Origin of the sequence: Paenibacillus sp. FSL H3-0321, from assembly GCF_038002865.1 — a bacterium.
Lineage (GTDB): Bacteria > Bacillota > Bacilli > Paenibacillales > Paenibacillaceae > Paenibacillus_AQ.
Window position 1 is genome coordinate 5,626,188 of record NZ_JBBODH010000001.1, and the last position, 11,293, is coordinate 5,637,480.

Sequence of the window (11,293 nt, forward strand, 5' to 3'; positions counted from 1 at the left end):
TCTGTAAATAATTGTTTTTTGAATATAAAAGTAAAAATTCGTCAAATATTCCATTCACAACTTACCCCGTCCTGCATCTTTAAGAAATTGAAGTGAATTATGACGAAATGCACTTGTTTTTGATTCGTCTATATGATGAAAAGTAACATCATCAATATTTGGAATATTTGATGTATCATAAACATAGCAAGAAGATAAGCCAAACGTATCCAGCAGAGCTATCAGTCTTGAATCCATTGATTTGGGGTCTTGTGGATTATCAGATACCGGGAAAACCAAAAATGGAACCTTATATAAAATGGCAAAAGCAGCCCCATGAAAAGCACTAGTAATAAAATACTTAGCGTGTTTTATGTACCCTACAAATTCCTTCGGACCAACCGTAGCTGCTCCAGCAGTTGCAAGAGATATAATCTCGTATCCGTACTTTTTTGAAAGTGCATCAGCGTATTCCTGAACCCCTGTAATATCTCGTAAATCATAAGTGAGTATATAGGCTTTTTCTGGCGGAGTATCAGATATATCATCCCATGCGGATTTATCTAGAAGCATTACTGGATCCAATACATGAGTAATATCTCCATTTTTCATCGTTTTCACAAAAGGGATTGCACTTTTTTCACGAACAGAAACAAAGTCTAAGGAATTAACGTGTGGAGCAAGGATATTTTTTCGATCGGGCTCTATTTCTGCTCCTCCCATACTTGCTGCGTATGCAATTTTCGTTTTTGATGCTGGAACAAAAGAAAGTGCCATACAGGGTAAAATGTCATCGGAAATAACCCATGGTAAACCCCATATTTGGTCGCTACCGCAAACAAAAATATCGTAATCATCAACACATTCTGCAATATCAGATACTTTATATAAGCGTTCGCTGTGGGGAATGCTTTCGGAAAAAGTCCTAAAATGTTCAGCACCTTTAGCACTTTCATATGCTTGTAAGGTGTATTCGTTTTGCCACTTGAATGTAATTTGCTCACAATGAAATCCTAACTTAGCTATAGCTTTTTGCAGTGCATAAGCTCCAAGTTGGCCACCGTAATTATAGTTTTTGTAGTAAAGAGTAATAATTCCAACTCTTTTCATAATAATCTCCATTCCGATCTAAGTCGGCACAAACAGGAAGGAAAGAAAAGTGCCGAAAAGTCTACATAAATGTGAATCCTAAAATGATTTCTTTGACTATCCAATTAGCTCAAAAACCGCCGTTTTTGCATCCATCTCACTAAGCGTGGTCAGTCTAATACTTTATTTTCTCAGTCTACAACTTTATTTGCTGAGTCCAGCACTTTATTTTTCAGTCTAGCATTGGTCAAGCACCGATTTCTAGGTTGAGCCGGAAATCCTCCGGCTAATCTCTTGTAATTCGCAAGCCGATGTTTTATATTGACATAATAGCAGGTCAATAATAAAAGAGGTGAACGGACGAGATGACTCCACGCACGAAAGAACAAAACGAAGAGATCCGGCTGCGGCGTCTGGCGCAAATTCGTAAAGCCGCTGCCGATGTGTTTTTGAATAAAGGGCCATTACTGGAAATCCGCGATGTGGCCGCGCAGGCGGGACTCGGCTATGGCACGGTATACCATTATTACAGCAATAAGGGCGATTTGCTCTACGATCTGTTATGGGACGCGGTGGAGCGGGCCGGGGGATGGATGGATGCCCCGGCGGGCGGGCATTTCGCCTTGGCTGCTGCGGCGGACACTGGGAACACGGTTGCCGCGGATTCCCGAAGCGGAAGCCGCAAAACGGCCGCTGCCGCAGAGCTTGGCCCCGTCGCCGCCGCCGGCGTCCGGCTGCTGCAGCTTTGGGCAGAGGACCACGCCCTGTACCTGCTGCATAAGCAGGCCAGTGAGGACTTTGCCTCGCTGCCTGAAGCGCGCTCGGCCCTGCTCTCGGCCGCCTTTCGCCGGGAGGTGCTCGCGCCGTTTGCCGCGCTGCTGGAAACCGGGCGTACGGCGGACGGGGCTGCCGCTTCCGGCGGAAAAGTGGCGGAGCCGCCGTATCGGCTACAGCATGCTGAAATGCTGCTGGCCGCCTTGGTCGGCTGCGCCTCGCTTTCGCTTCGCCGCGGAAAGCTGCACGAGGAGGCCAGGGATATCGCCCTGTTTTTAAAATTATAGAATGGATAAGGAGCGAATAAGCAAAAGATGATCATTATAAAATCACCCAGGGAAATCGAAGAGATGAAGCCGGCGAGCCAAATCATTGCGGACTGCTACCGCGAGGTGGCCAAACTGATCGAGCCTGGGATCACCACCCGGGAAATCAATGACTTTGTTGCCAGACACATCACTAAGCTGGGCGGCAAGCAGTTTACGAAAGGGTACAACGGTTTCCCCGCCGAAACCTGCATTTCGGTCAACGATGTAGTGGCCCACGGCATTCCTTCGAACCAGGTGCTTATGGACGGTGACTTGCTGAAGCTCGACATCGTCGTGGAATACGGCGGATGGTTCGGCGATTCGTGCTGGTGTTATGCGGTAGGCAATATCCGGCCGGAGGCGCAAAAATTAATGAAGGTGGCAAAGGAATGCTTGGATCTGGGGATCGCCCGGGCACTCCCCGGGGGCCGGCTCGGCGACATAACGTCGGCGATTCAACAGCATGCGGAAGCGAACGGGTTTTCGGTCGTACGCGATCTGCTGGCGCATGGGATCGGGCGGAGCCTGCACGAGGAGCCGAGCTACGAGCATATCGGCGTAGCCGGCAAAGGCATTCGGTTAAAGGAAGGCATGGTGTTTACGATTGAACCGATGATCAACGAAGGTACGTTCCGTATCACGATCGACGACGATGAGTGGACGGCGAGAACGGCCGACGGCAAGTTGTCGGCGCAATATGAGCATACGATCGCAGTCATGCCGGACGGACCGCTGATTTTAACGGCCCAGTAAAATAGAGGCGAACGGACGGGAATGCGTGATTTTAGGAAATAAGTCGCCAACCCGGCCTGCTTGGCCTATCCGAAACGACGAAAATCGCTGAGCTCAGCCTGGGACCAGGGAAGCTTTTGTTAACATGGTTTGTAACTATACCGATTTACGAAAAACCGCGTTATATGCGGTTTTTTATTATGACTAGGGTATAAATCTTATAAATTTCAAGGAAATAGTGTACATATCGAACGAAACTTAGTGCATAATTCGTGCGTGCTCAACCCGCCGGAATTGTTCTGTACGCGCTTTTGCTTATTCGCTGAAGCATTCCAGCAGATAATACTCCAGCTAGTTATTGGGAATTTCGTTGTTCAACTGCACAATGCATTTCGTCCGATCATCAATATTTTTTTGGCGAGGGTAAGCGTTACAATGAAAGCGTGTTCAACAAGAGCAATGGGAGGCATAACAATGGAAGGATTAATGATTGGCTGGTATGGCGCCTTGGCGGGGCTGGCAATTGCTATTATTCTGATATTAAGAAAACTGAATCCCGTATATGCGCTGTTTCTGGGGGCCATTGCAGGCTCACTGATCGGCGGCGCCAATCTGGAGCAGACGGTAACTATTCTTGTAAGCGGTACGCAAAGTGTAATGGGCACGGTGCTGCGTGTGCTCGCCGCCGGTGTCCTGGCAGGGGTAATGATGGAATCGGGAGCGGCCGAGACCATCGCCCAGGCGATTGTCAAAAAATTCGGCGGCCGCAAAGCCATTCTGGCCTTGGCCCTGGCAACGATGATTATTACCGCAGTGGGTGTCTTCATTCCCGTAGCGGTGCTGATTGTGGCTCCTATTGCTTTGTCGGTAGGCAATAAGATGGGGATTTCCAAGGTGGCGCTGCTGCTTGCCCTGTCGGGCGGAGGTAAAGCGGGGAACATTATCTCCCCCAATCCGAATACGATAGCTGCAGCCCGCGGGTTCGTTCTGGATCTGAGCCACGTGATGCTGGCCGGCTTGATTCCGGCAGTGTGCGGTCTGATCGTAACCGTTATTGTCGCTTCACTTCTGAAGAAAAAAGGGATTATGGTCACAGACCAGGAGGCGGTGAACAACACCGCTGATACCTCCAAATATCCGCCGCTTCATCAGGCGATTGTTGCACCGCTTGTTGCGGTCATTCTGCTGATGATCAATCCGATTGGCTCGTTATCCGGAATTGAGGCATTGTCCAACTTCAAGGTGGATGCATTATATATCCTGCCGATTGCAGGGATTATCGGCATGCTGGCTATGGGCCAAGGCAAGAAGATCCTGCAGTACAGCTCGTCCGGCTTGAACAAAATGACAGCAACCGTTCTGATCCTGATTGGTGCAGGAGGCATAGCCGGTTTGATTGCAGCTTCTGATCTGTCGACCCAGGTGGTCCAGTTGATTCAGGCTTCGGGTATATCCGGCACCTTCCTGGCACCGATTTCTGGTATCCTGATGGCGGCGGCTACCGCCTCAACCTCAACGGGTGTTATTCTGGCTACAGGCTCCTTCGGACAAGCCATTCTCGATATGGGCACCGCTCCGCTGGCAGCGGCAGTAATGGTCCATACCGGAGCCACTGTCATTGACTCTCTTCCGCAGGGGAACTACTTCCATGTAACGGCGGATAGTATGAAAATGACGATCAAGCAGCGGTTAGGGCTGGTCCCTTACGAGGCGATTGTCGGCGGAACGATGACGCTTGTGGCGACGATGGTTTACGGATTTTTATTCTAATATCAAACATGGGGTGAGGAAATGAGAGAGAAAACCTTTGTACTGGCACCGGACTCCTTTAAAGAGAGTATGAGCGCCAAGGAAGTCTGTATTGCGATGGAAAAAGGGCTGCGGAAGGTTTATCCCAAGGCTGAATATATACATGTTCCTATGGCGGATGGAGGGGAAGGAACCGTCCAATCGCTTGTCGATGCCTCCGGAGGGCAAATTTATATCAAAGAGGTTATGGGACCGCTGGGGCAGCCTGTTACAGCGAAGTACGGCATACTCGGCGACGGCCTTACGGCGGCCATTGAGATGGCTTCGGCAAGCGGTATTCATCTGGTGGACAAGGCGGACAGAAACCCGCTTATCACCACCACTTATGGCACCGGAGAACTGATTAAGGAATGTCTTGACCGGGGCATCCGCAGCATCATTATCGGTATCGGGGGCAGCGCGACCAATGACGGCGGCACTGGGATGGCCGAGGCGCTCGGGGCCAGATTCCTCGATGAAACGGGGAATGAGCTTCCGCGGGGCGGCGGCGGCCTGGACCGGCTGGCAAGCATTGATGTTGCTTCTCTTGACGAGCGGCTGCAGCATGTTCAGCTGATCGTGGCCTGTGACGTCACCAACCCGCTGTGCGGGGAGCAAGGCGCATCCCGGGTGTTCGGCCCGCAAAAGGGGGCTACACCCGAGATGGTCCTCCAGCTCGATGACAATCTTGCCCATTACGCAGAAATCGTAAACAAACAGCTGGACAAGGATATCCGCGATTTGCCGGGTGCCGGAGCTGCCGGAGGGCTCGGCGCGGGACTGCTGATTTTTACACAGGCTGTTCTGCAAAAAGGGGTTGAAATCGTAATTGAATATACTGGCCTCAAGCACAAGCTGGCCGCTGCCGATATGGTGTTCACCGGCGAGGGCGGCATTGACTTCCAGACCAAATTCGGTAAAACACCGTACGGGGTGGCCCGCACCGCCAAAGCAGGCGGCAAGAAGGTCATTGCCTTAGCCGGCTACATCGGTGAAGGGATTGAGACGCTCTATGCGGAAGGCATAGATGCCATCTTCGGAATTGTTCCGGGAGCGGCTGAACTGGAAAAGCTGCTAAACGACGGTCCGGCCAATGTCGAACGGACCTGTGAGAATATTGCGAGAGTGCTGAAGTTAAGCGAATAACGAAATCAGAAGGCCCCGAAGAAGAAATTCTTCGGGGCCTTCTGCAGTTAGGTACCGGAAGATGAGCGGCAGCAGCTCTGAAGTTTAGGTTACTTGTACAAGGCCAGCAATCCGTAGGTGAGCTCGAACAGCTGCAGCAGATTCCGCGGATCTTTGCCGGTGAGGCTCTCAATCCGTTTCAGCCGGTACTGCAGTGTATTCCGGTGAATGTTCAGCGCCTCCGACGTATGCGAGACACTGCAGTTGTGGTTGATGAAGCTCCTTAGTGTCTCCAGTAAATCGGCGGTATCCTCCAGCTTGATGGTGGTATTCAGAGTGTCCGTCAGCTCCGCATGGCTCAGCTTCACCAGAAATTCGGCCTCCCCGAAATGGATGGTCTGCGCAGAGGGCTTCAGCGCCAGCAGAATTCCCATGGCCGACTTCGCCTGCCGGTAGCTCTCCGCGATGCTGGCCTCCTGCTTGCCGGAAGCCAGCAGCACCTGCGGCTGGTTATGAAGAATTTGCCGGATCAGCAGATTGCAGTCCTGCTGGTTCTGGACCAGCATAAGCCAGATGTCCTCTTGGATCCGAAACGAAGGCTGCAGCAGCAGAATCTTGGCATTCTGCTCTGCCGGTGTAAAATTCTTGATATACAGGACCGTTGTTTTGAGCAGCAGATCAATGTGATAAGCGGCTGCTTCTTTTCGTAATTTCTGCGAATACGCTCCCTCATGGGCCAGCAGCAGTTCCAGAAATGCCTTCTTGCGGCTCGCCTCATTGGCGAGATCCTCCAGCGTATTTCTTTGTTCAATCAGAAGAGAGACTGTCGTTCTTACGATATTGCAAAAGGGACGGACTTCATCCGGGTTGCCCGAAATACCAATCACACCCACAGGCGCATCGCCTATAACAATCGGCTCATTGGTGCCCTTTTTTTCATAATGTCCATCCTCCCAGACCTCGACCATTTTTCCGGTGGACAGTGCTTTGACTGCCCCCTGGTGAATGGTGCCGACACGTTCCTTTTTTCCGCTGCCGATAATGACCCCTTTCCCGTTCATAATGTTGATGTTATAGGGGATGTCCATCATCATTTTATCTACAATTTCCTGTGCCTGTTTCTCGGAAAGCTCAAACAATCGGGTTCCTCCTTTGCCAAGCCGTTTATGCTTAGTTGTGGTCTTTGGATTATAGCTTGTGCATTTGAACAAAATTATAGATGATCTTCTGTATTTATAAAAGCAGGAAGTGCTGTTCTGACAGGATAAGGCCTGAAGGAAAGAGACTGGCGGTTTCGCTGGTGACATTTCTGATAGCTCTTAGATCAGGTGATGGAGTAATTTAACATTAAATACTAGGATGGGGTGAAAGAGATGAATGACAAATCTTCAATCAGCAACGCTTTTCAAATGTTCAGCAAGGAAGCTCCGGCACATCAGGAGGCGTGGATGCAGGCCGTAAAGGGACTGGGGACTGCAAGCAAGCTGGATTCCAGAACGGAAGCGCTGGCTTACATTGCGGTACTTGCAGTGGCCAGACTTGAGAGCGGACTTCCTTTTCACGTGAAGCAGGCCAAGGCTCTGGGTGTCAGCAGAGAAGAAATCATCAGTGCTGTTCTGCTGGGGCTTCCGGCAGTAGGGAATACTGTGGTTCAATCGCTTCCTGCGGCACTTGCGGCATATGATGAAGAATAGACCATAATTCTATATCAAATGAACCGGCTGCATGCCTCTTAAGGGGTGTGCAGCCGGTTCTTTAATTTGCAACTTTAACAAGTTGTGAAGCGTCTAATTAAGAACGACAGCAGAATAAGGAGGGAATTCATGTACACGGCAAGAACTTTTGGAAGGTTCGCACTGGTGGCTGCAATGCTGCTCCTTGCAGCCTGCAGCACGACACCAGCAGCAGAACCGGAGGCCACATTGGCACCGCAGCAGTCACAGGAACAAGCTCAAACCAGTCCAACATCAAGCCCGGAGGCAAGCGCTGCACCGGAAGAATCGGCTGATCCGACAGCACCGGCAGAACCTGAGGAAGGGATGCCTCCAACGGCACTGGAAGCTGCCGCAACGGTGATGAAGGCGCTGAAGAACAGTGATATGGAGTCGCTCGCGGCCTGGGTTCACCCGGATAAAGGCGTCCGCTTCTCACCCTATGCATATGTCGATCCCAAGAAGGATCTGGTCTTTACCCGTGAAAAGCTAGAGGGGGTAATGAAAGACAACACGAAATATGAGTGGCGGGAGTTCGCCGGTTCAGGTGAACTGATTAAGCTGACCTTTGCAGAATACTTTAAGCAGTTTGTATATGATGCAGACTTTGCCGGTGATGCCGAAATCGCCCTGAATAAAGGACTGGGGCAAGGAACGACAGTTAACAATATCAACGAAGTTTATCCGAAGGAAACTCACGACTTCGTGGAGTACCATATCGACGGTATCGATCCTTCTGTTGAAGGGATGGACTGGCGCAGCCTGCGGCTGGTCTTCGAGAAGATGGGCGAAGATCGCGCGCTTGTAGGCATCGTTCACGATCAGTGGACGCCATAAAAGCCTTAGATGAACTCAAACCACAATCAGAAGAGAAGAACAGAGATTCCCCATCATTGGAGAATCTCTGTTCTGTATTGTGATCCATTTCAGCTTGCTTTAGTGGGAATTACATAGTTTTTGAGATATCCCTATGTGAACGCTCTGCGAACCAGCTTCGTCAATTCCATTAGGATGACGGCACCGAGTGCCAGGCCGCCTGCAATCAGCCATTCTGACATCCCGAACGAAGCCGGAATAGAGAAGATTGCTCTGACTCCAGGCAAAACCGCGATGCCGTAAAAGGCAAAGCAGACCAACACGGCTCCAATGACGTATTTGTTGCTGAAAAAGCCAGCTTCAATAGAAGTTTGACTGTTTGAGCGGGCGGCAAAGGTCTGAAGTGTACGAGACAAGATCAGGGTTGTGAACGCCATGGCTACGCCCATATCAGGTGAATTCTGAAGTCCGATATACAGGGATATGATTACGGCTATCCCTATAAGCAGACCACGGGTAATAATTGCCTGCATCATTCCTCCGGCGAAAATTCCTTCCTTGAGTTCTCTTGGTTTTCTGCTCATCACATTAGGTTCAGGTTTTTCCATACCGAGAGCAATGGCGGGCAGAGAATCATTCGCCAGATTGATGAATAGAAGCTGTATCGCCGTGAAGGGATTAATCCAGTCGAAGATAAGGGCAAAGAGGATGGCGATAATCGCACCCAGATTGCCGGAAAACAAATAGGCGATCGCTTTTTTGATATTGTCGAATACCGTTCTGCCCACAGATACAGCATTGACAATAGATACAAAATTATCATCGGTCAAAATCATGGCAGCCGCATCTTTAGCAACATCGGTTCCACTGCCCATGGCAACTCCGATATCCGCTTGCTTCAAGGCAGGAGCATCATTTACGCCATCACCGGTCATGGCTGTTATTTTGCCTTTCCGCTGCCACGCCCGGACAATTCTGATCTTGTTCTCCGGGGAGACTCGGGCGTACACACCAATCTGCTCAAGCTTATGATCGAGTTCTTCGTCGGACATGACATCAAGCTCTTGGCCGGTTACGGCAATTTCATGTTCTGTCATCAGGCCGATATCGCGACCGATCGCTTGTGCGGTTGTCTTATGATCACCAGTAATCATGATGGTCCGGATTCCAGCCTTCTTGGATTCTGCGATCGCGCCGTAGACGGCTTCCCGAGGGGGATCAATCATAGCTGTCAGACCTACCAGCACCAGATTTTGTTCATCCTCCAGTCCGACTTCAGTGACCGTATTTGGCACAGTTTTGTAAGCATAGGCAAGTACACGCAGTGCTCTGCTAGAGAACTCCTCATTGGCTCCGATGAAACGTTCGAGAACTTCCGGGGTCACCGGCACTTCTTTTCCGCTTAACAGTACATGCGTGCATAGACCAAAGAGCACATCCGGCCCGCCTTTGGTAATCATTGCTTTTTGCCCGTTAAACGTATGCAGGGTAGTCATGAGCTTGCGGTCTGAGTCAAAAGGAAGTTCGGCTTCGCGGGGGAAATTGTCGCGTATTTCCCTGTAATCTCTATTCTTACTGTTGCTGAAGGCAATAAGTGCCACTTCTGTCGGGTCCCCCAGCTCTTTACCATCCTCATTAATGTTAGAGTCGTTACAGAGCACAGCAATATGTAGCAGACGCCGGGCTTCCTCAGACCATTCATCGGGCTGCTTGTTGAATTGATCACGGTCACCTTCCGGTAAAAAGTAATCTACAACCGTCATTTTATTCTGGGTTAGGGTGCCGGTTTTGTCCGTACAGATGACACTGGTTGATCCAAGGGCCTCGACGGCCGGAAGCTTACGGATAATTGCATGTTGCTTAGCCATCTTGTTCGTACCTACGGAGAGGACAATGGTTACGATTGAGGAAAGAGCTTCGGGAATTGCAGCGACTGCTACAGCAACTGCAAACATTAGCGCATTCAGGATGGCTTCCGTTGTATCCACTGTGTCATTCGACAGCCAAACACGTCCGGCCTGGATGGCAAAGATCAAAATGGACAGCAGTATAATGGCTACGCCCAGCTGCTTGCTGAATGTTTCGAGCTTGCGTTGCAGCGGCGTCTGCTTGGCTTCGGCGCTTTCAATGAGTTCAGCAATTTTTCCGATTTCGGTAGTCAGTGCGGTGTCCGTTACCATAAGGGTTCCACGGCCATATACAACCAAGGAACCACTGAACGCCATATTGCGGCGGTCTCCGAGCGGAGATTCCTTAGGGATGGTATCCGTATGTTTCTCAACAGCCTCGGATTCCCCGGTCAGCATGCCTTCATTTATCTTCAAGCTTCCCGATTCTATAATCCGGCCGTCGGCAGGTACAAAATCGCCGGCTTCCAGCAATACGATATCACCGCGAACAAGCTCCCTTGCAGGGACGGTTTGTAAAGCTCCATCCCGCAGCACTTTGGCCTCGGGTGCTGACATCTGCTGCAGGGCGTCGAGTGAACTCTCCGCTTTACGGGTTTGGATAACACTTATAACTGCATTGAGAATCAACACGAGGAAAATGATAAGCGACTCCATAACTTGTCCCATAACAATCTGGACGATGGCCGCTATAAGCAGTACGACCACCATAGGGTCCTTGAAGTTTTCAAGAAAAAGCTTCCAGATGGGATCTTTTTTCTTTCCTTTTAATTCATTGTAACCATCATTTTGCAGGCGTTTGTCGACTTCTGCCGACGTAAGCCCGTTAGCTGAACTCTGCACATCCTGTAAACTGTCTGCTACACTTTTGCGGTAATACTCCACTAATGATAGCTCCTCTCTGCTGTGGGGTGTCTTCGTTTCAGGTCTCATCAGTTTCGATTTACTGCACTAGAGCACATAACTACGTGTTTACGCAAGTATGATTTATTAGTTCATCTAACCAGTAGACTTCAAGACCTATCTTAAAACTTACGATTCAACCCGGAGCAAGTTTCAATTA

Annotated in this window: 9 protein-coding genes; 6 read left to right on the top strand and 3 right to left on the bottom strand. The window is 50.0% G+C overall.

What is annotated here, in order from left to right; translation table 11 throughout:
• Window positions 1-54: 54 nt before the first annotated feature.
• Window positions 55-1,089: a polysaccharide pyruvyl transferase family protein gene (locus MHI45_RS25160; RefSeq protein ID WP_076111239.1), complete on the bottom strand. Its 1,035-nt coding sequence runs from the start codon at window positions 1,087-1,089 to the stop codon at window positions 55-57.
• A 344-nt stretch (window positions 1,090-1,433) separates the two neighbouring features.
• Here MHI45_RS25160 and MHI45_RS25165 point away from each other — a divergent pair, with 344 nt between their 5' ends.
• From MHI45_RS25165 to MHI45_RS25180, 4 genes are all read left to right on the top strand, one after another.
• A complete protein-coding gene (locus tag MHI45_RS25165) occupies window positions 1,434-2,129 on the top strand; it encodes a TetR/AcrR family transcriptional regulator (RefSeq protein WP_076111238.1) in 696 nt (231 codons plus the stop codon).
• A gap of 27 nt (window positions 2,130-2,156) precedes the next feature.
• Window positions 2,157-2,903 (top strand): type I methionyl aminopeptidase, encoded by a 747-nt coding sequence (gene map / locus MHI45_RS25170; RefSeq protein WP_076111237.1) that lies wholly within the window; start codon window positions 2,157-2,159, stop codon window positions 2,901-2,903.
• A gap of 453 nt (window positions 2,904-3,356) precedes the next feature.
• Complete coding sequence (locus MHI45_RS25175) at window positions 3,357-4,652, top strand: GntP family permease (protein ID WP_076111236.1); 1,296 nt, start codon at window positions 3,357-3,359, stop codon at window positions 4,650-4,652.
• Between the two features lie 21 nt (window positions 4,653-4,673).
• Window positions 4,674-5,816, top strand: coding sequence for a glycerate kinase family protein (locus tag MHI45_RS25180; protein WP_076111235.1), 1,143 nt, complete (start codon window positions 4,674-4,676; stop codon window positions 5,814-5,816).
• 89 nt (window positions 5,817-5,905) lie between these two features.
• Here the strand turns inward: MHI45_RS25180 and MHI45_RS25185 are convergent, their stop codons facing one another.
• On the bottom strand, window positions 5,906-6,934 hold the full coding sequence (locus MHI45_RS25185) for a CdaR family transcriptional regulator (RefSeq protein ID WP_076111234.1): 1,029 nt from the start codon (window positions 6,932-6,934) through the stop codon (window positions 5,906-5,908).
• Window positions 6,935-7,168: 234 nt separating this feature from the next.
• On the opposite strand from MHI45_RS25185, the gene MHI45_RS25190 reads away from it, so the two are divergent.
• Together MHI45_RS25190 and MHI45_RS25195 are read left to right on the top strand one after the other, a co-directional pair.
• Complete coding sequence (locus MHI45_RS25190; protein ID WP_076111233.1) at window positions 7,169-7,489, top strand: carboxymuconolactone decarboxylase family protein; 321 nt, start codon at window positions 7,169-7,171, stop codon at window positions 7,487-7,489.
• Window positions 7,490-7,618: 129 nt separating this feature from the next.
• Window positions 7,619-8,344, top strand: a complete 726-nt coding sequence (locus tag MHI45_RS25195) for a hypothetical protein (RefSeq protein ID WP_076111232.1) — start codon at window positions 7,619-7,621, stop codon at window positions 8,342-8,344.
• A gap of 131 nt (window positions 8,345-8,475) precedes the next feature.
• Here the strand turns inward: MHI45_RS25195 and MHI45_RS25200 are convergent, their stop codons facing one another.
• A complete protein-coding gene (locus tag MHI45_RS25200) occupies window positions 8,476-11,115 on the bottom strand; it encodes a cation-translocating P-type ATPase (protein ID WP_341119584.1) in 2,640 nt (879 codons plus the stop codon).
• Window positions 11,116-11,293: the final 178 nt, after the last annotated feature.